Consider the following 20,941-nt stretch of genomic DNA (forward strand, 5'->3'; position numbering starts at 1 on the left):
GGAACGCCTGCATGCAAGCCAACAGCCATGGCGCCCAGGTCCTGCTGCTGGGGCTGGACTTCGGGTCCACCACCAGCAGCGCGCTGATCGCCCAGGCCAGCCTCAGCAGCCATTGCATCACCGGACGCATGGCCCTCAATGAACCTCGGGTACTGTTTCGTGGCGACCCGGTGTTCACCCCCTTCGAGGGCGAGGTCATCGACGAGGACGCCATCCGCGGCCTTATCCAAGCCTGGCTCGACCAGGCTGGCGTGCGCCCGCAACAGCTGTTTTCCGGCGGTGTGATAATCACCGGCCTGGCGGCACGGCGGCGCAATGCCCAGGCCCTGGCACGGCTGGTAGGCCAACTGATCGGCAATGCGCTGATCACCCGTGCCGATGACGGTGGCCTGGAATCCTGGCTGGCGTTCATGGGCAGTTGCTCGGCCCTGAGCAGGTTCCACGCCGAGCAGCCGATGCTCAACCTGGATATCGGTGGCGGCACCACCAATGCCGCCTGGGGCCTGGCAGGCAACGTACAGGCCAGCGGTTGCCACTTCATCGGCGCCCGGCACCTGCAATTCCAGCCGGGCAGCTACCAACTCAGCAGTGTCTCGGAGTTTGGCCAGGCATTGCTGGTGCACCTGGGCATCGACAAAGTCTCAGGGCAACACCTCGACAGCCGGGAGCTGCACGCCGTGGTCCGCTGGTACGTCGAGGCCCTGGTGGCCATTGTCGACGGGGATCGGGGGTTCTTCGCCAATCCCCTGGGACAGGCGACCGAACAGTTGCCGCTGATCCTGCCCCGCCACCCTGTGCCCGTGGCCCTGACCTTTTCCGGCGGTGTCGGCGAACTGCTCTATCGCCACCTGCAGGGCGAGGCCTTGCCCGGCACTACACATTACGGCGATCTGGGGATCGAACTCGCCCGAGCCATCGCCGACCATCCACGCCTAGTCCGGGATGCCTCCCACCTGGTTCCGGAAAACCGCGGTCGGGCCACGGTCTACGGCCTGACCCTGCACAACACCGAAATCTCCGGCAGCACCCTGTTCCTGCCCCAGCCCGAGGTCTTGCCCCTGAAAGACCTGCCCATCGTCGCTCGCCTCTCCATCCGCGCATCCCAGCAACAGCTGGACGATGCCCTGGCCCTGGCCCTGAGCAGTCGTGATGGGGCCTGCCTGCAACTGCTCGATGGCGGCCAGGCACCACGCCTGGAAGAGATTCGCCAACTGGGCGCTCGCCTGTCCCGGGGGCTGGCCCAGGCTCGGCCCCAATGGCCACTGGTGCTGCTGCTGGAGAGCAATATCGGCAAGGTCCTGGGCAACTACGCCACAGATTGGGGGCGCAGCTCTTGCAATCTGATCGTCATCGACGAAGTGCGTGAACGCTCGGCGCACTTCATCAATCTGGGAAAACCCCACCAGCACATCGTGCCCGTCGCCTTCTACGGCGTGCACTGACCGATGCCGGCCAAGGAGAGTCTTGCCATGTCACTTACCCCTCTGCCGCAGATCCGCTTGCCCGCCATCCCCGGCGAACGCCCCTACAGCACCCGGGTGCTGGATCGCGAGATCCAGTTCGCCAGCCTCAAGGCGGTGCTCGGCGCAGCCGATATCAGCAAGGCCGGCGATCGCGTGGCCGGCCTGGCGGCGGCCGATGAAATCACCCGCGAAGCCGCGCGCAAGGTGCTCTCCGAACTGACTCTGGCGCATTATTTCCAGCACCCGCTGACTGATCGCCAGGGCCGTATCGACAGCGTCATGCAGGTCAACTACGACATTGACCACGAAGTCTTCAGCGAGATTGCCGAACTGCCCCTGGGCGCCCTGAAAGATCGCCTGCTGCGCAGCCATGGCACTGAAATACGTCGCATCGGTAGCGCCCTGACCGGGGTGATGGTGGCGGCATTGACCAAGCTGCTGGACGTGCACGAGCTGATCCTGCTGTCGAAGAAGCTCAAGAGCGGCGCGGCCGCCAAGGCCCGGACCCTGGTGGGCCTGCCCGGCACCCTGTCGTCACGGCTGCAGCCCAACCACCCCACCGACAACCTCAGTGGCATCACCCTGCTGGTCTACACCGGCCTGAGCATGGGCTCGGGGGACGCCCTGATCGGCCTCAACCCGGCCATCGACACCGTCGACAACATCAGCGCCACCCTGCGCCACCTGGACAAGCTGCGCCGGGAAACCGGAGCCCCCACGCAGATCTGCGTGCTCTCGCACATCAAGACCCAACTGGCCTGCCTCGACCAGGGCGCCCCGGTGGAAATCATGTTCCAGAGCCTGGCAGGCACCGAGCGCACCCTGACCGACGAATTCGACGTCACCGTGGCGCTGCTGGACCAGGCCTGGCAGACCATGGCCGAACGCGGCCCGCTGCGGGACGTCGCGGAAAACTTCATGTACTTCGAGACCGGCCAGGGCAGCGAGCTGACCTACGGCAAGCACGAAGGCCTCGACATGACCACCTGCGAGGCCCTGTGCTACGGGCTGGCACGGCGCTACCGGCCGTACATGGTGAACAACGTCACCGGCTTCATCGGCCCGGAAACCCACCTCGACAACTTCGAGATGACCTATTCCTGCCTGCAGGACCAGTTCATGGGCAAGCTGATGGGCCTGCCCATGGGCATGGCGCCCTGCTACACCCTGCACTCCCAAGTGACCCTGGAAGGCCAGCAGATGGCTACCGAGCTGCTCACCGCGGCCGGGGCCAACTTCTTCATGGACGTGTACCTGAGCACCGACCGCATGCTCGCCTACTTCGACACCAGCGCCCATGACAACCAGACCCTGCGGGAAGTCCACGACCTGTCGCCGGCCCCGGAGTACCTGCGCTGGGCCTTGGGCCGGGGGATTTTCGAGGAGGATGCCCACGGCAACGTGCAGCGCGGGCCGAACTGGGGCAACCCGCGGATCTTCTGCGAGTCGGACATCGACTTCCAGCGCCTGCTGGAGTCCACCCCGGCCACCTACGGTTTCGACAACGCCGGGCCACGCCCGGCCAACAGCGTCTCGCGCACCGTGCGCGCCAACCTGGCGGTAGCCCGGGAGGCGATCTACGTCGACCTGCGCCCGGCCGAGATCGGCGAGATTCCCCTGCGAGAACTGCACACCGCCGCCCCCGACAAACTGGCTCACCTGCAAGACCCGGAGCTGGGCGCGCGGCTCACCGAAGAAGTGCTCAAGCACCTGCAGCCGGAATACAACGACGTGCAGATCGTGATCTCCGACGGCCTCAGCGCCGAAGCTATCCACCACAACATCCCCGAGCTGCTGCCCGTGCTGCTCGACGGCCTGCAGAGCCGTGAGCTGCGTATTGGCCAGCCGATCCTGGCGCCCTATGGCCGGGTCAAGCTGGCGGAGTCGGTGGGCGAGGCCCTGCAACCGCAACTGATCATCGTGCTGATCGGCGAACGCCCCGGCGGTGATGCCCTGGCCTCGCGCAGCATGTCCGCCTACATGGGCTACCGCCTGCCGGACGAAAAGGCTCGCCAGGCCGCGGCGCAGTTCAGCGGCAACCCGCAGATCCGCTACGAATACACAGTGATCTCGAACATCTACAGCGGTGGCCTGCCGCCGCTGGAAGGCGGCAGTCTGGTGGCGGAAAAGGCCTTTGCCATTCTCCAGCACCGGGCTGCCGGCAACCGTCTGGAAAACCTGCTGAAAAAGGTGGCATCCTGATGATCCGCCAGCATTCGGCAACGCCCCTACATCGTTGAAACGGAGACTGAGATGGCCCAATTTTCCCACAGCGTAGGTTCTCAGACCTATCGCTTCGACAGCCTCAAGGAAGTCATGGCCAAGGCCAGCCCGGCCCGTTCCGGCGACTTCCTGGCCGGGGTCGCCGCCCTCAACGACGGCGAACGGGTCGCCGCGCAGATGACCCTGGCGGATATTCCCTTGAAGCACTTTCTCGAAGAAGTGCTGATCCCCTATGAGTCCGACGAAGTCACCCGGTTGATCATCGACAGCCATGACAAGGACGCCTTTGCCACCGTCAGTCACCTCACTGTCGGCGGCTTTCGCGACTGGCTGCTCAGCGACGCCGCCGACGAACTGAGCCTGCGGGCCCTGGCCCCGGGCCTGACCCCGGAAATGGCCGCCGCGGTGTCGAAGATCATGCGCGTGCAGGACCTGGTGCTGGTGGCGCAGAAGATTCGCGTGGTGACAAAGTTTCGCGGCACCCTGGGCCTGCGTGGACGCCTGTCCACCCGCCTGCAGCCCAACCACCCCACCGACGAGCCGGCGGGCATCGCCGCGAGCATTCTCGACGGCCTGCTGTATGGCAACGGCGACGCCATGATCGGCATCAACCCGGCCACCGACAGCATCGCCTCGATCTGCGCCATGCTGGAAATGCTCGACGCCATCATCCAGCGCTACGAGATTCCCACCCAGGCCTGCGTGCTGACCCACGTCACCACCTCGATCGAGGCAATCAACCGGGGCGTGCCCCTGGACCTGGTGTTCCAGTCGATTGCCGGCACCGAGGCGGCCAATGCCAGCTTCGGCATCAACCTCAATGTGCTGCAGGAGGGGTACGAAGCGGGCCTGAGCCTGAACCGCGGCACCCTCGGGCAGAACCTGATGTACTTCGAGACCGGCCAGGGCAGCGCCCTGTCGGCCAACGCCCACTTCGGCATCGACCAGCAGACCTGCGAAACCCGCGCCTACGCCGTGGCCCGGCATTTCAAGCCGTTTTTGGTGAACACCGTGGTCGGTTTCATCGGCCCTGAGTACCTCTACAACGGCAAGCAGATCATCCGCGCCGGCCTGGAAGACCACTTCTGCGGCAAGTTGCTGGGCGTGCCCATGGGCTGCGACATCTGCTACACCAACCACGCCGAGGCCGACCAGGACGACATGGACACCCTGCTGACCCTGCTGGGGGTGGCCGGGATCAATTTCATCATGGGCATCCCCGGCTCCGACGACATCATGCTCAACTACCAGACCACCTCGTTCCACGATGCGCTCTACGCCCGCCAGACCCTTGGCCTGAAACCTGCACCGGAGTTCGAGCAATGGCTGGCCAGGACCGGGATCTTCACCCAGGCCGACGGCAAAGTGCATTTCGGCAACAACCTGCCGCCGGCGTTCCGCCAGGCGCTGGCCCAGTTGGGATAAGGAACAGGTTCATGCAAAAACATCCAACCGACCCACAAAACCCCTGGCTGGAACTGCGCCGCCTGACCCCGGCACGCATTGCCCTGGGCCGCACCGGTACCAGCCTGCCCACCGGCGCCCAACTGGACTTCCAGTTCGCCCACGCCCAGGCCCGGGACGCCGTGCATCTGCCCTTCGACCATCCGGGCCTGAGCCGTCAGTTGGCCGAGCGCGGGCGAGACAGTCTGCTGGTGCATAGCGCCGCCACCGATCGCCACAGCTATCTGCAGCGCCCCGACCTGGGGCGCCGCCTCAGCGATGAGTCGGCCCAGGCCCTGCGCGACTACGCCAGCGCTCATCCGGGTGGCGTGGATCTGGCCGTGGTAGTGGCCGACGGCCTGTCCGCCCTGGCGGTGCATCGCCACACGCTGCCGTTTTTGGCGCGCATGGAAGAGCAGACCGCAGCTGAAGGCTGGTCGCTGTCGCCGGTCATCCTGGTGGAACAGGGCCGAGTGGCGGTGGCCGACGAGGTCGGCGAACTGCTGGGGGCGAAGATGACCGTGATCCTGATCGGCGAACGCCCGGGCCTCAGCTCCCCGGACAGCCTGGGGCTGTATTTCACCTATCAACCGAAGGTCGGGCTCACCGATGCCTACCGCAACTGCATCTCCAACGTGCGCCTGGAAGGCCTGAGCTATGGCATGGCCGCCCATCGCCTGCTGTACCTGATGCGCGAGGCCTGCCGCCGGCAATTGTCGGGGGTGAACCTCAAGGACGAAGCGCAAGTGCAGACCCTGGACAGCGACTCGCCGGCGGATATGAAGGGCAACTTCCTCCTGGGCCCGCCCCAAGCGTGATTTTGCAAGAAGATTGCGCTTTTTCGCCGCTTTGGGCAGCATCGGAACACGGCTGCCCGAGTCATCCAACCTGTGCCGTCACATCCACTTGAAGTTGAGAGCCACCATGCGGATTACTCAAGCAACCCTCGAGCACCTGGATCTGTTGACCCCTTTATTCGTCAAATACCGCGAATTCTATGGCGCCCTGCCCTACCCGGACTCCTCCCGCTCCTTCCTGGAGAAACGCCTGCGGCGCAAGGAATCGGTGATCTACCTGGCCCTGGCCGATGACGACAGCAACAAGTTGCTGGGCTTCTGCCAGCTCTACCCGAGCTTCTCTTCCCTGTCCCTCAAGCGTGTGTGGATCCTCAACGACATCTACGTCGCTGAAGACGCCCGGCGCCAACTGGTGGCCGACAATCTGATGCGTACTGCCAAGAAGATGGCCAAGGAAACCAACGCTGTACGTTTGCGGGTATCCACCAGCAGCAACAATGAGGTGGCAAAGAAAACCTATGAATCCATGGGGTTTCGCGAGGACAGCGAATTCAAGAACTACGTACTGCCCATCAGCGAAGACTGACCCGACAAGCAGCGGCCCCCGGGCCGCTTTGTCATTGCCCGTGACTCAGACACCTTCACGCTCCAAGCCCCTGGGCGCGCGACCACCTAGCACTCACACCCCTCTGGAACCGGGGATCAGGCCTGCATCGAGCCCGTGTTCAGTGCACGGCCGGACAGCAGCTTGTCCCGTCGTGAGCGGCGCGGACCTGTCCTCTCGCTGAACAGCTTTCAAGCCGAAACGCCCCGCTACAATCTGAACACGCATTTCACTTACCACCCTTTATAATGCCGACCTTTTCGGATCATAAGAAAAGCTACACCCCCCTGTAGTCCTTTTCTCCGAGTCATTGCACAGGCCTGCCGAGCCAGGCTGTCACCACAGGTGCCCCAATGGATTTCAACCCGATCGACCTAATCCTCCATCTCGATGTTTATCTCGACATGCTGGTGACCAACTACGGGCCCTGGATCTACGCCATCCTGTTTCTGGTGATTTTCTGTGAAACCGGCCTGGTGGTAATGCCCTTCCTGCCGGGTGATTCGCTGCTGTTCATCGCCGGCGCGGTGGCCGCAGGCGGCGGCATGGACCCAGTCCTGCTCGGAGGGCTGCTGATGCTCGCGGCGATCCTCGGCGACAGCACCAACTACGTAATCGGCCGAACAGCGGGAGAACGGCTGTTCAGCAATCCCGACTCGAAGATCTTCCGCCGCGACTATCTGCAAAAGACCCACGATTTCTATGAAAAACACGGTGGCAAGACCGTCACCCTGGCGCGCTTCCTGCCAATCATCCGCACCTTTGCGCCCTTCGTTGCCGGCGTGGCCCGCATGCCCTATCCACGGTTCTTCGCTTTCAGCGTGGCCGGCACCATCCTCTGGGTTGGCGGCCTGGTAACCCTGGGCTACTTCTTCGGCAACGTGCCTTTCATCAAGAAAAACCTCTCGCTGCTGATAGTGGCCATCATCCTGCTGTCCCTGGTGCCGATGATCATTGGCGTCCTGCGCAGCCGTTTTGGCCATAACGCCGAAAAACCTGAAACTCGCTAGCACCATGTGGTCCCTCAGTGCATGGCGCCGCAAGCGCCGGCTGGCCAAGCATCCGGTCAGCGATGAAACCTGGCAGCGGGTGCGCCAACACCTGCCCTTCCTCGACGGCATCAGCGCCGCCGAGGACCAGTGGCTGCGCGAAGCCAGCGTGCTGTTTCTCGACGACAAGCACCTGACCACCCTGCCCGGGGTCGAACTGCATCAGGAACAGCGCCTGTTGCTGGCGGCCCAGGCGCAACTGCCGCTGCTGCACCTGGACGACCTCAACTGGTACCAGGGCTTCCACGAAATCATTCTTTACCCCGACGACTTCCTCAGCCCCCAGCGCCATCGCGATGCCAGCGGCATCGAACACGAATGGGACGGCGAACACAGCGGCGAAGCCTGGCAGCAGGGGCCGATCATCCTGGCCTGGCCCGGGGTCCTGGCCAGCGGTGGTTGGGAAGCCTACAACCTGGTGATCCATGAGCTGGCCCACAAGCTGGACATGCTCAACGGCGACGCCAATGGCCTGCCGCCACTGCACAGCGACATGCGGGTCAGCGATTGGGCCCAGGTGATGCAGGACGCCTACGACGACCTCAACCGCCAGCTCGACATCAATCCGGACGCGCACACCGCCATTGATCCCTACGCCGCAGAAAATCCGGCGGAGTTCTTTGCCGTCACCAGCGAATACTTCTTCAGTGCCCCGGACTTGCTAGTGGCGGCCTATCCGAAAGTCTATGAACAGTTGCAGCTGTTTTATCGGCAGAATCCATTGGCCAGGCTGCAGCAACTTCAAGCGGAAGATCCGGTCTATCAAACGCACCACTAATGTCTTGCCGGGTTATTACGTTGTTCATCTGATGGTGGATTAAACGACAACTCCCGCGCTCACCGAGCAGCGGCAAACCGCCGGTCGCCCGGCGAGCCCGGGCAGGCCTGCGAGACAGTACGCCCAAGGTTCTACGACCCTTGGCACGTGGCATCGGTAGCGGAGTGTGTCTATAATCGCCGCCACTTTTTGGTCAATCCGGCCAAGTCATTTGGTCAACTAACGGGGGCAACGCCCAATGAGCTACAGCAAGATTCCGGCGGGCAAAGACCTGCCGAACGACATCTACGTCGCTATCGAAATCCCGGCCAACCATGCGCCGATCAAGTACGAAATCGACAAAGACAGCGATTGCCTGTTCGTTGACCGTTTCATGGCCACCCCGATGTTCTACCCGGCCAACTACGGCTTCATCCCCAATACCCTGGCCGACGACGGCGACCCCCTCGACGTGCTGGTCGTGACCCCATACCCAGTAGCGCCAGGCTCGGTGATCCGTGCTCGTCCAGTGGGCATCCTGAACATGACCGACGACGGCGGCGGCGACGCCAAAGTGATCGCGGTACCACACGACAAGCTGTCCCAGCTGTACGTCGACGTGAAGGAATACACCGACCTGCCAGCCCTGCTGCTGGAGCAGATCAAGCACTTCTTCGAGAACTACAAGGATCTCGAGAAAGGCAAGTGGGTGAAGATCGACGGTTGGGGCAACGCTGATGCAGCCCGTGCCGAGATCCTGAAGTCGGTTGCAGCCTATAAAGGCTAAGAAGCAGCGGCAAGCTTCAAGCAACACGCCTCAAGAGAAAGCCCCGAGTGATCGGGGCTTTTTTATTCCCGCAGCTTTCACCCTCTACCGTAGGAGCCGGCTTGCCGGCGAACCTCACGCATCCAGCAACAAATTCCCCGCACTTTCTGCTGCTTCAAGGCCTCTGGGTCGCGCTTCGCACTGGGAATTCCCGACGAATATGCGTATGCTGCGCCCCACATTTGCGCATCGACCCTCCCTGCGGTCAGATCGCCCGACGCGGCAGATGATTTTCTCGCCAAGTCCCACAGCCAGCCGCAAGAGCTGGGTGTACGTTTTGAAGGCTGGTGCGGTTTACCAAAAATGAACCAAGCCAGTCCCCGAGAAGCCGGCCACAAGCCGGCTTTTTAATGCCTGAAACAATCCCACCGAGCGAGAAACATGCCAGTCACCCAGGCATGCTTGCAGAGCCCTTGAATCACCCAATCCGGGGGTGTTTCCCGCCTCCCTCCAGTGTTTGCCTGCCCCGCCACACAGAACTTCGATCTCCGCCCCCAAAAATCACACTCAACCCAAGTTGTCGCATATTGCTTTACTTGGGTGAAAATACGTCTAGATTAATCTTCAAGGTAAAAAAAACAGGTCAAAATTGAAGATGAAGCATTTTACGACAAGCACTGCTCTTGAATTGCCGAGTCTCAATAGTGGGCACGTGTGGGATACCGAACTCGCCTTCGAACACTTCAAGGCCATGGGCGAAGCTGATACCAAACGCACCGCGGAACGCCGCCTGCACGCGCTGCACCTGCTACCCAAAGCATTGTCAGAGCACGAACTACGGGATGAGCGCGACCAATCGACGAATCGAGTAGTGCTGAGCTGGGCCATCAACCAGGCGCGCAAGCGGCGTGACCGCGTACTGCTTGCACAAGTCAGCCCCTTGCCCGGTGGCCAGCAAGTCCTGCACGCCAACGACGCACGCGGCGCTCGCTTCTGGATTGCGCTGCATGCACTGGACGCTGACGCAATTAAAGCTGCACTGGTCGCCCTGCAGAAACACATAGGCAAGCCCATCGCCGTCTTCCCCCATGGCGAGCTGGTCGGTGTGATGCGCTCAATGGCCAGCAGCCAGGACATCCAGCTATGCCGGCACGCCTACCAGCCGGCTGCTCTCCCAACCCTGGAGCCTGGCCGCCCCACAAACAGGACCTGTACTCCACAACTCAAGCGCCTGGAGGCCGAGAGTATTCATATCATCCGTGAAGCGGTGGCCGAGGCCGGAAAACCGGTGATGCTGTACTCCGCCGGCAAGGATAGCGATGTGATGCTGCACTTGCTGCGCAAGGCATTCTATCCATCACCGCCGCCGCTGCCCTTGCTGCATATCGATACCCACTGGAAGTTCCAGGAGACGTACCTGTTCCGCGATCTGGTCGCACGAAAAAGCGCTATGGAGCTGTTGGTGTACAGCAATCCGCAAGCGCTCGAGAAACAGATCAATCCCTTCGACCATGGCTCGACCCTGCATACTCAGATCACCAAGACTGAAGGCCTCACGCAAGCGCTGGACCACTATCAGTTCGATGTTGCCCTGAGCGGCGCTCGACGCGATGAAGATCCGTCCCGTTCCAAGGAGCGTGTATTTTCACTGCGCTCTGCCACCCACCAATGGGACCCACAGAACCAGCGCCCGGAGGTGTGGAACCTCTACAACAGCCGCAAGGATCCTGCCGCGAATATTCGGGTATTTCCGCTATCCAACTGGACCGAGCTGAACATCTGGCAATACATCCACCAGGAAAACATTGCCGTTGCTCCCTTGTACTTTGCCCAGCCTCGTCCCGTGGTGGTGCGCCCCGACATGATCATGGCGGTCGATGATGAACGCTGCCGCCTATTGCCAAACGAAAAGATCCAGATAAAGACGGTGCGCTTTCGCACCCTGGGCTGCTATCCGCTCACCGGCGCAGTGGAGTCGGAAGCGCAAACGCCAGAAGCCATCATCCAGGAACTCATGCTCAGCCGCTGGTCCGAACGGCATGCCCGGAAAGTGGATAGCAACGGCGCCGACACCATGGAGCGGCAAAAGCGGGAAGGTTACTTCTGATGATCCAGCACTCGAGTTCGATACTGATTGTGGGCGCAGGCTTCAGTGGCGCACTGACCGCGATCCACTTGCTGCGCTCCACTGTCGGGCAAGACATTTCCATCACACTGCTTGATCCAGCCTCAAGACCGGCACGCGGCCTGGCCTACCGCAGCGACGATGACAACCTGCTGCTGAATGTGCCAGCCGGCAACATGAGCGCATTTGCCGATGCCCCCTCCCATTTCCTGGAGTTCTGCCAGCACATCGATCCATCGATCAACCCTGGCAGTTTCGTTTCCCGCCGCCTTTACGGACGCTACCTGGAGTTCAACCTGCAACGGGCAATGGCGACCCAGCCTGGCCGACTCCACGTTGTGCAGGACCAGGCCGACGAAATGAAGACCCTGCCGGGTCGGGCCGGATTCAAGATCAGGCTTGCATCGGGCCAGTACCTGACGGCACAGCACGTGGTTCTGGCTCCGGGGCATCAGGCGCCGGAGTTTCCCTTGCCGCTGCCACCCGGCGAATGCGAAAGAGTGATAGCCCCCTGGGATTTCCAGCGCATGGATCAACTGCCAGACAATGCCCCCGTCCTGATCCTCGGCACCGGCCACACCGCCGTGGATGCACTCTTCCAACTCACCCGACAGGCTCTGCCGCGCAAGGTCTGGATGATATCCCGTCGCGGGCTGCTACCCCATGCCCACCGGCTCAACCCCGTTCCACCACCGCCCGGCCAGTATCCGAGCTACGTCGGCAACGCCCCCCTGCGTACTCGTGCTTTGCTGCAACACCTGCGCCAGGAAATTGCTCGACAAGCGCATGCAGGCAGTGATTGGCGTGATGTACTCAACCAGCTTCGTCCCCACACCGCACGGCTCTGGCAAGCCATGCCCCTGACTGAACGCCAGCGCTTCCTGCGTCACGGCATGGCCTTCTGGGACATCCATCGCCATCGCCTGGCCCCCATCTCGGCAGACCGCCTGCAGGTCCTGCTGGAAACCGGCGATGTACAGGTCCTGGCCGGGCGCCTGACGGCGGTGCACAGGACCGGCCACGAAGAGCTGCAGGTCGCGCTGATGCCCCGTGGCCGCCACCCAATACAAACCTTGAATGTCACCGCCATCATCAACTGCACCGGCCCGCGCATGACCATCGGTCCCAACTCCTCTCCCTTGCTGCAACAGTTGCTCCACGACGGGCTCCTGCTACCCGATACCTGTGGCTTGGGTGTGCAAATCAACGATCAGTATCAGCCGTTATGCTCGCAAGGTGGCACCACCCTGGGTCTCTGGTACGTCGGCCCCATGCTCAAGGCCCGCCATTGGGAAGCCATCGCGGTCCCGGAACTTCGCGTGCACACGCAACAACTTGCTCAACAGCTGGTCCGACAACTGACAACCCGCTCCACCCTCCCACCCCAAGCCGAGCCCGTCTGAACATGCCAAAGACAACTTCTCGCGCCCTCATGGCCCGATCCGCCTCCCAGACACTGCCCTGCGAAAGCCCTCAGCAGCCTTGGCATCAAGAACCACTGCGCTTGATCACCTGCGGAAATGAGGACGATGGCAAGAGCACCCTGGTCGGGCGCTTACTGTGGGAGTTGCAGCAGGTCACCGATGATCAGCTCAACACTCTGCGATCCGACTCCGCACGCCATGGCACCCAGGGCGATGATATCGACTACGCCTTGCTGGTAGACGGGCTGACCGCCGAAAGAACGCGTGGCATGACCATCGACGTGGCCTACCGCTTCTTTTCCACTGCACGCCGCTCCTTTATCGCGGCGGACGCGCCCGGACACGAGCAATACACCCCAAACATGGTGAGCGGGGCATCCAATGCCGATGTTGCCGTGCTAGTGGTGGATGCCACACAAGGCATAGGCACACAAACGCGCCGGCATGCCTGCCTGGTGTCATTGTTGGGCATCCGCCATCTGGTCCTGGCCATCAACAAAATGGACCTGGTGAACCATGATCAACGAGTGTTCCGTGCCATCCAGACCGATTTCCAGGCCACGACACTGGCTTTGGGGTTTGAGAGTGTCACGGCGATTCCCATATCGGCCCTCAAAGGGGACAACCTCACCACAAGATCGGCCCGTACCCCCTGGCACACTGGCCCAACCCTGATCGCTTGCCTTGAGGCCCTTGAAGTCCAGCGCGCCAGCGACGCCAAAGTGGTATTCCCGGTGCAATGGATCAACCGTCCTGATGCAGGCTTTTACGGCCTCAGCGGCACGCTTGTATCCGGCGAGATTGCAATGGGCGACAAGATTCGCGTTACCGCCTCGGGGCAAACCGCCAATGTGGCTCGGCTCGTTACTGCCGATGGCGACCTGACCAAGGCCAAGGCCGGTGATGCCGTGACTCTGGTGATGGACCAAGAGATAACGGCCGCCCGGGGCGATGTGATTGCCCTGGCAGATAAGCCATTGCAGATGACAGACCAGTTCGAGGCCTCCCTCGTCTGGATGGTTAACGAGGCCGGGCTCATCGGCCGGACCTACGAAATAAAGCTGGCCAACCAGTGGGCCAATGCCAGCATTACCACACTGAAATACCGAGTGAATGTGAACACTCAAGCCCATGAGGCCTGTCGTCAACTCGGGCTCAACGATATCGCCGTGGCCAACCTGGCATTGAACCAGCCACTGGTGTTCGCACCCTACGCCGAGTCGCAGACACTGGGAGGCTTCATCCTGATCGATACCTACAGCCATGCCACCGTGGCCGTCGGCATGATTCGTCATGACCTGCGCCGGGCGCAGAATGTACATCGCCAGGCATTGAGCATCACCCGCGAAGATCGCGAACGACTCAACGATCACAAAGGCAAGGTCATCTGGTTTACCGGCCTGTCGGGCTCCGGCAAGTCAACTCTTGCCAACGCGCTGGAGCAGGAACTCCACGCCCAGGGCAAACGCACCTACATACTGGATGGCGACAACATTCGCCAGGGCCTCAACAAGGACCTGGGCTTTACCGACGCCGACCGAGTAGAGAACATTCGGCGTGTGGCCGAAGTCGCCAAGCTGATGATGGATGCAGGGCTTGTCGTGATGACGGCCTTTATCAGCCCCTTCAGGGCCGAACGCGAGATGGCGCGACAATTGATCGGCGAAGCAAACTTCATCGAAGTGTTTGTCGATACTCCACTCGATGTCTGTGAGCAACGCGACCCCAAAGGCCTCTACAAAAAAGCGCGGAGTGGGCTGCTGCCGAACATGACGGGCATAAACAGCCCGTATGAGGCACCCTTCAAGCCTACACTTCGGATTAACGCTGATCAGAACGAGCTGGAGACTGCCCTATCACAGCTAATAGATTACTTGGCACAAGAAAAATAAGGCGGTGCGTCGGACTGCTTTTAAAAAGCCCTAATTTGGCGACTTTCAGTACCAACTGCCAACTTTCCATTTCTTGATAAAATCATCAACGCCATGAGCCAATTTACCAAGGATTGACACCGGGGAGGGAGTGAAACAGAAGCACAGAGACCTATTTGCTCCGAGACAACATCAGTCCACCAATCCCCACTGCGAACCACAAAGTTACTAATCGAATCAGCACAGTCGCTGCAATGGCATCGGCACTCGACATACCCACCCAAACCAACAGGGCCACCATGACCGCCTCAGCTCCACCCAGACCTCCTGGCATGAAACTGAGCGCACCTGCCAGCATGGCGAGGGCATAAACAAATACTGCGAAGGCTAGCGGTATATCAGCGCCCATCCATTGTAAGATCCAGTGAAAGGCAAGCGCTTCAGCGCTCCAGGCAAGTACGCTCAGAAGCGTAGCGCCAATCAGAATACCAGGCCTATGGCAGTACTGGGCCTCCAGCAAGACATGAAACAGATGCCGCACAAAGCCAAGTAGTTTTGTGCTGCTATGTTCGGGAATCAGTTTGGCCAAATACTCGATCAGCCCACGATGAGAGAGCAACAGGAAGCCCACCACAACCAGGGCGGCTCCAACTACAATCATCGAGCGAGCCTCTGGATACAAGGTCAGACCAAATAGCGTCAGCAACACCACAGCAAACAGATCTGACAGACGCTCACTAAAGAAAGCGGCAAAACTCTGTAGGTAAGGTACCCCCCAACGCTTGAGTAAGACACCGCGCAGGGCTTCGCCGGCCTTACCGGGTGTGGTGGTAAGAGCAAAGCCTGCCAAGTAGATTTTTAGGCTAGACCGCCAGGGCACCTTATATCCCAGCACTTTGAGATAGGATTGCCAGCGCAAAAAGCGCAACCCATAGTTAAGTAGAGACATCAGTAACGCTATACAGATACCGACAATCCCTACCTTACTTACAGCATTACTGACCTCCTGCCAGCCGCCCCACAGAGAAAACCCCAGATAACCAAGCGCGGAGAACACTACGGAGAGGATGACGGCGCGATAGCGCCAGCCGGACAAGTGCAATGCCCCGGTCACAAATTCAGCCTCTTGAAAATAGGCTGTGGAATACTACAGATGATCAGCATAATCAATGCCCAGAAACCTGGGGTGTATAGGGTCGATTTCTTGCGCTCTATACCAGTAATGATGCGCACGGCGACCTGTTCAGGCTTGGCCACTAATGCCGCCGGCAGCGGCAGCCCTTGAGTCATTGGGGTATCAACAAAGCCTGGTTTGATAGTCATCACGTGCACACCGACCTTGAATAGGCGTGCACGCAAGCCTTCGCAGAAAGTTGAAACCGCCGCCTTGGCCGTACCATACAGATAATTGGAGGGACGTCCACGGTCGCCGGCCACCGAAGAAATCACCGCCAGGGTACCGCAACGTTGATTCTCCAGCTGGTTAGCCAGTAGGGTCAACAATGCGATGACAGAAGTGCCGTTGTTGGCGAACTCTTGCATAGCAATAGTGATATCTCGCTCACAGGCCGCCTGGTTAGGCAGCGTGCCATGGGCAATCAACGCGACATCGATTTGCTGTATCGCAGTTAGGCAACTCTCTAGCATTCCCGGGTGGGCAGTCAGGTCAGTGGCATCCATGCAATGCAAAGCTACATCTTTGGCCCCACGCGCCCTGAGATCGGCAGCAGTCTGCTGTAATTTTTCCATATTACGCGCGACCAGAAAAAACTCGCTACCCTGCTCAGCCCACAAACGAGCGCAGGCAGTGGCAATGGCCGATGTCGCACCAATAATCAGGACTCGTTTCATACGATTACTCGTTTCCAGAAGAGAGAATTCAGGACTGGGTCGCGCAGAGCCTCCAACTGCTCCCAGGCAGGGTAAGCCTGACGAAAGTCGCTGCCAGTCATGTGAGCATCCTTGGCGGGATACAGACGACCACCGGCCTCACGCACAATGGCGTCCAGACGCGAGAACAGCGCCCGACCAAGATTAGCTTTCTGCGGAAAATCCAAGGCCAGCGAGGTGCCTGGTAGCGGAAAGGATAGCAAGCCTGGCGAGGCAATATCGCCACAGCGCTTGAGCACTGCAAGGAAAGACCCCTGACCCGACGCGGATATGGCCCCCAGCAACTCGCGTATAGCCAACTCGGCTACGGCATCGGGAATAACGCACTGATATTGTTGGAAGCCCTTGCGTCCATAGATAAGGTTCCAGTGCAAGATGCGGTCAAGCGGATAAAAGAATGGCTCGTAGCTGCTTCGCTGTCGGGTACGCTTGGCCGGATGTACCCGCCAATAGATTTCATTGAAGAATCGCAGAGACAGATTGTTGATTAGCGAAAGCGGAGGTGTTAGAGGAACTCGCAGCTTCAGACGTTGATCAACTTCTTGCTGACCATACTGCGCATGGTCGCCAACGATAAACACCCCGCGCCCGGTATTATTGCCTTTAGCCAAACAGTCAATCCATGCCACGCTGTATTCATGCTGGTGATCCAGCTCAGCTGATAGGGCGAAAAACTCACTCAATCCGCCAAAGCGTACAACAGTACTATCGATTTGACTGGAACGAATAGGTAACAGGCGGATCTCCGCCCAATCGATTATTCCGGTCAATCCGAGGCCGCCTATAGTGGCGGCAAACAGTGCAGGGTTTTCGCCAAGAGAACAGACTAGGGCCTCCTGATTATGGCGCAACAGCCCGAAGCGGAGCACATGGTTGCCAAAGGTACCACGCAAGTGATGATTCTTGCCGTGGACATCATTGGCAATAGCACCGCCTAGGGTCACGAACTGAGTTCCGGGCGTCACTGGGAGGAACCAACCCTGTGGAATGGCAATTGACAGGATCTCGCCTAGAGTCACCCCGGACTCGGCCAGCAGCACCCCATTTTCCCAATCAGCCTTGATAAAACGGTCTAACGAACGCATCTGTACAACATGATTACTCACAGCTAGACAGCTGTCACCGTAACTCCGGCCGTTGCCAAATGGCAAAGTAGTGCCGTGCTCAAGAACCACATCATCAAGCCGTGCAGCCAACTGGGACCGCCAGTGACAAGCGTGTCCAGTTTGCTGCACATGGGGGTAGCGCCCCCAGGAATAGAGAGCGCTACTCATGTTGCTACCCAGAACACTAGACCGAACAACACTCCAATCACTAGACTAGTACGATCACGAATAGCGAAGACCACGGGATCATCATGCATTTGGCCGCGATGGGTGAGCATCCAAATGCGAGTAATCCAGAACAGCAGTAACGGGCAGGCCAGCCAGATCGCCTGGGGATACTTGTACATAGCGACAGTGGCTTGGTCATGGATGTAAAGCGCCAAAACCATTACCGCCAGATAACCGGAGGCCGCACCCAACGACGAAATCATTTCCAGATCGTCAGGATAGTAGCCCCGACCTCGAGTTTTCTCGGTGTGCCCCTTACGTCGAGCCTCGCGTAACTCGGCATAGCGCTTAACTAGCGCCAAACTAAGAAATATGAACATCGAAAAGGCCAGCATCCAAAAGGTCAGACTCAGACTGAATGCAGCTGCGCCAGCGATGATCCGTACTGTGTAGAGCATCGCCAAGGCAATCACATCAACGGCCATCTGCCGCTTCAGTGACAGCGAATACGCCAGTGTCAAAATGTAATACGCAGCCAGAACGCCTGAAAACTGCCAAGGCAGGAACAACAAAGCACCAACAAAAGCGCCTATCAGTAAAATGGGAAAGACGAGCAAACCTGACCTAATCGATAGACGGCCAGCAGCAAAAGGGCGGTGCCGTTTTGAATGATGATGCCGATCATCGGCAAGATCCAACAGATCGTTGAGCAAATATACGCTGGAGGCACACAGACCGAAGAAAAGGAAGGCCAAAGCCCCCTGCCAGAGCAGCAGAGGATTAGCTAATTGATGCGCCGCCAGTAATGGTACAAAAATCAGAGCATTCTTCATCCATTGATGCAGGCGCAGTGCCTTCATCCAATCCTTGAAACCGGCCTGATTAGAGCAGATCACCCGCTCAACATTGCCTCGTACCCTCGCACGGCGCTCCACTCCGGCCTCTGGATTGACAATATAGGCCTGCCGAGCCGCATCCCACACCGGCATATCGTCATGGGAATTACCAACGTAGTCGAAACCACCTTCGCCATAGCACTCAACCAACAGATCACGCTTGTTGTGGGCAGAAAGATTACACTCGGCATTGCTGGCCAAGACACGATCGAATAGCAGGAGATGTTCGGCAATGCGCTCGGCCAAACTATGGTGACTAGCAGTAGCCAACACAATGGAACGTCCATTACGGCGCTCGGACTCGATCAACTCAATGACTGCAGAGTCATAGGGCAACACACTAACATCGATGTTGGTCGCATGGGCAAGCCCTTCCTTCAGCGCGGATTTACCTTTGGCCAGCCAGATAAAAGGCTTAAGAAAACGCAGTGGCTGAGCACGAACAAAAGCCATTCCGGTTTCAAGCAAAAGATCTGAGCGTAAAAGAGTACCGTCGAGGTCAACAACCAAAGGTATATGATTCATTTCGCCTTCAATTATTTTGATTAAATAAAATATGGAGCACCTGGAAAATTTGAATCATAGGGCCCACCAACTATAACTTGCTTATACTTCACAAGCATTCTTCAGCGCAAGCTCAAAAAAACAATTATCAACCGCTACGCGCTGCTAATTAAAACTCACTGACCTTGATTACCGTATACAGGCTTCTGACTCGTCAAGATGCTCTTGCGAGTCAGCGCCCTCTCAGCTAGTAAAAAATGATCATCGCACTAGCAATCTTTACATAATACATAAAAGTCATTCGCTAACGCGGTACAGCTTAGCTCCCTGCTTTAAGAATGGCCCCCAAAAACCTTTGTCGAACTCCCCAACCAAAGTGTATTTTTCAATAATTTCCGGCTTAGAACAAGCACTGTAAGTACCGAGCCAACTACAGACAATATACTTAGGCTTATACTCTCTTGTAGCATAGCCAGGATCCCCTTTGAGATATGCCTTCGCAACCCCTGGAGTAATCAACCCTAATTCATCGACGATCGTAAACTTGGAGCCGAGACGCATAGCAAACGAGCCTGGTTCGGCCATCTCAATAACAGCACCTTCTGGCTCTATCTTTTTCAGGTAATCAGCCGTTTCAAAATAAGCACTAATATGTGGGTTGATATTTTTGTTGGCTGCCCAGTACTTGGCGACTCCATAATTGGTTAGCAGAAGGGCACAAGCAATTAAAACCAGTAACGTTACAGCGACAGACGCCGACGTACCAGTATCGTTCCCCTCAGGCAGGTAAGCAACATACCCAGAATAGGCGATAACAGCTAGAGCAAATACTGCAGGAATTCCATACCAGTGCCAGAAGGTAACGTTGATTGACAAGTAAAAGCTAACGCTCAATAACAAAAACACGAGCCAGCAACTGCCAACAAATAGACTTTGTCTCGCCTCTGATTCAAGTTGATCGTTTTTCCTGATTAAAAACAGGCCTACTACAAAGCAGGCGACACCTACCATCAGAACAAAACCCACCGTTAGGTTCAGATTACTAAGAACATATTGCAACAGCGTTTTTATATCATATGTTGGCCAATACCCCATCAGAATCTGTGCTTTTTTCGCATCCATAGTTCCAGGAAAAGGACGTCCGAAATAACTTTGAAGAAATATTAGCCACGGTAGGATAATTGTAAAAAAACCACCTGAAAATAGCACAAGCTGTTTATTCACAAAAACTTTTCGCAGGCTGACCTGATTAAAAATGATATAGGCAAGGCAAATAATCGGCGCAAAAAGAACCGCATCAGGACGAAATGTCGTGGCTATTGCAATGATGATCCCCGCTGCAAGCATTCTGCCTTGGCTCGCGAGCAGCGTTCCTAGTAGTGCTCCAGCAAGAAACGCATAAGTTTCATGCCCGGCGACTTCATTAAAAGGTACAGTTACAAAAACCCCAATAGCGAATGTAATTGCCGCCAGCAGAGAAAGAATCAAATATCCATTTCGTCTGAAGGCCATCCGGTATGCGCAGAATGAGATAAGGAGAAGAGCCAATGCGGACAACATCACTGAAACATTCTGCGTACTCAGCCCATTATCGAAGAAAGCTGCAAGTTTATTTGCTCCAGCCAACACAACAGCATACCCCGCCGCAGTTGTGCCATAGTATTTTTCATTTAGGTTAAATACCAGTCCGTCGCCTTGCATCAAATTAAAAGCGTAACGATAGGTGATAAATGAGTCATCTACCGAATAAATTTTATTTCTATCATAGTAAAGAAGCGCAAGTGCAGACAACACAACTAAGACTATTAGACCTGAAACCATGGCCTTGGCTTTTTTTGCTACTAGTTTGTTCACA

General features: G+C 58.2%; 16 protein-coding genes. 11 read left to right on the top strand and 5 right to left on the bottom strand.

The annotated features are described in order from the left end of the window. Positions 1-11: 11 nt before the first annotated feature. The 11 genes from U873_RS0116550 to cysC all read left to right on the top strand — a co-directional run bounded on the left by U873_RS0116550 (position 12) and on the right by cysC (position 14,543). A complete protein-coding gene (locus U873_RS0116550; RefSeq protein ID WP_025129320.1) occupies positions 12-1,442 on the top strand; it encodes an ethanolamine ammonia-lyase reactivating factor EutA in 1,431 nt (476 codons plus the stop codon). Positions 1,443-1,469: 27 nt separating this feature from the next. Continuing rightward, positions 1,470-3,665, top strand: coding sequence for an ethanolamine ammonia-lyase (locus U873_RS0116555; RefSeq protein WP_025129321.1), 2,196 nt, complete (start codon positions 1,470-1,472; stop codon positions 3,663-3,665). 51 nt (positions 3,666-3,716) lie between these two features. After that, entirely contained in the window at positions 3,717-5,111 is a 1,395-nt protein-coding gene (locus U873_RS0116560) for an ethanolamine ammonia-lyase subunit EutB (RefSeq protein WP_025129322.1), read from the top strand. 11 nt (positions 5,112-5,122) lie between these two features. Further along, positions 5,123-5,947 (top strand): ethanolamine ammonia-lyase subunit EutC, encoded by an 825-nt coding sequence (gene eutC / locus U873_RS0116565; protein WP_025129323.1) that lies wholly within the window; start codon positions 5,123-5,125, stop codon positions 5,945-5,947. A gap of 106 nt (positions 5,948-6,053) precedes the next feature. Beyond that, on the top strand, positions 6,054-6,512 hold the full coding sequence (locus U873_RS0116570; protein WP_025129324.1) for an N-acetyltransferase: 459 nt from the start codon (positions 6,054-6,056) through the stop codon (positions 6,510-6,512). A 371-nt stretch (positions 6,513-6,883) separates the two neighbouring features. Continuing rightward, positions 6,884-7,540 (top strand): DedA family protein, encoded by a 657-nt coding sequence (locus U873_RS0116575; RefSeq protein ID WP_025129325.1) that lies wholly within the window; start codon positions 6,884-6,886, stop codon positions 7,538-7,540. A gap of 4 nt (positions 7,541-7,544) precedes the next feature. Further along, positions 7,545-8,357, top strand: coding sequence for a zinc-dependent peptidase (locus U873_RS0116580; RefSeq protein ID WP_025129326.1), 813 nt, complete (start codon positions 7,545-7,547; stop codon positions 8,355-8,357). 238 nt (positions 8,358-8,595) lie between these two features. Continuing rightward, on the top strand, positions 8,596-9,123 hold the full coding sequence (ppa, locus tag U873_RS0116585; protein WP_011063696.1) for an inorganic diphosphatase: 528 nt from the start codon (positions 8,596-8,598) through the stop codon (positions 9,121-9,123). A 691-nt stretch (positions 9,124-9,814) separates the two neighbouring features. Further along, positions 9,815-11,209: a sulfate adenylyltransferase subunit CysD gene (gene cysD, locus U873_RS0116590; RefSeq protein ID WP_256244368.1), complete on the top strand. Its 1,395-nt coding sequence runs from the start codon at positions 9,815-9,817 to the stop codon at positions 11,207-11,209. Beyond that, positions 11,209-12,630, top strand: coding sequence for an FAD/NAD(P)-binding protein (locus U873_RS0116595; RefSeq protein ID WP_025129328.1), 1,422 nt, complete (start codon positions 11,209-11,211; stop codon positions 12,628-12,630). Before cysD ends, U873_RS0116595 begins: the two co-directional genes overlap by 1 nt. Positions 12,631-12,659: 29 nt before the next feature. After that, entirely contained in the window at positions 12,660-14,543 is a 1,884-nt protein-coding gene (gene cysC / locus U873_RS0116600; RefSeq protein WP_025129329.1) for an adenylyl-sulfate kinase, read from the top strand. Between the two features lie 151 nt (positions 14,544-14,694). Here cysC and U873_RS0116605 read toward each other — a convergent pair whose 3' ends face one another. From U873_RS0116605 to U873_RS36690, 5 genes are all read right to left on the bottom strand, one after another. Continuing rightward, on the bottom strand, positions 14,695-15,636 hold the full coding sequence (locus U873_RS0116605; protein ID WP_025129330.1) for a lysylphosphatidylglycerol synthase transmembrane domain-containing protein: 942 nt from the start codon (positions 15,634-15,636) through the stop codon (positions 14,695-14,697). Continuing rightward, positions 15,633-16,373: an SDR family oxidoreductase gene (locus tag U873_RS0116610; RefSeq protein WP_025129331.1), complete on the bottom strand. Its 741-nt coding sequence runs from the start codon at positions 16,371-16,373 to the stop codon at positions 15,633-15,635. The genes U873_RS0116605 and U873_RS0116610 overlap by 4 nt, the downstream gene beginning before the upstream one ends. Next, positions 16,370-17,686, bottom strand: coding sequence for an FAD-binding oxidoreductase (locus tag U873_RS0116615; protein ID WP_025129332.1), 1,317 nt, complete (start codon positions 17,684-17,686; stop codon positions 16,370-16,372). The genes U873_RS0116610 and U873_RS0116615 overlap by 4 nt, the downstream gene beginning before the upstream one ends. Then, a complete protein-coding gene (locus tag U873_RS0116620) occupies positions 17,683-19,107 on the bottom strand; it encodes a UbiA family prenyltransferase (RefSeq protein ID WP_029978450.1) in 1,425 nt (474 codons plus the stop codon). Before U873_RS0116620 ends, U873_RS0116615 begins: the two co-directional genes overlap by 4 nt. A 276-nt stretch (positions 19,108-19,383) precedes the next feature. Next, positions 19,384-20,940 (bottom strand): hypothetical protein, encoded by a 1,557-nt coding sequence (locus tag U873_RS36690; RefSeq protein WP_157838094.1) that lies wholly within the window; start codon positions 20,938-20,940, stop codon positions 19,384-19,386. Position 20,941: the final 1 nt, after the last annotated feature.

It is taken from the genome of Pseudomonas sp. PH1b, assembly GCF_000633395.1.
GTDB lineage: Bacteria > Pseudomonadota > Gammaproteobacteria > Pseudomonadales > Pseudomonadaceae > Aquipseudomonas.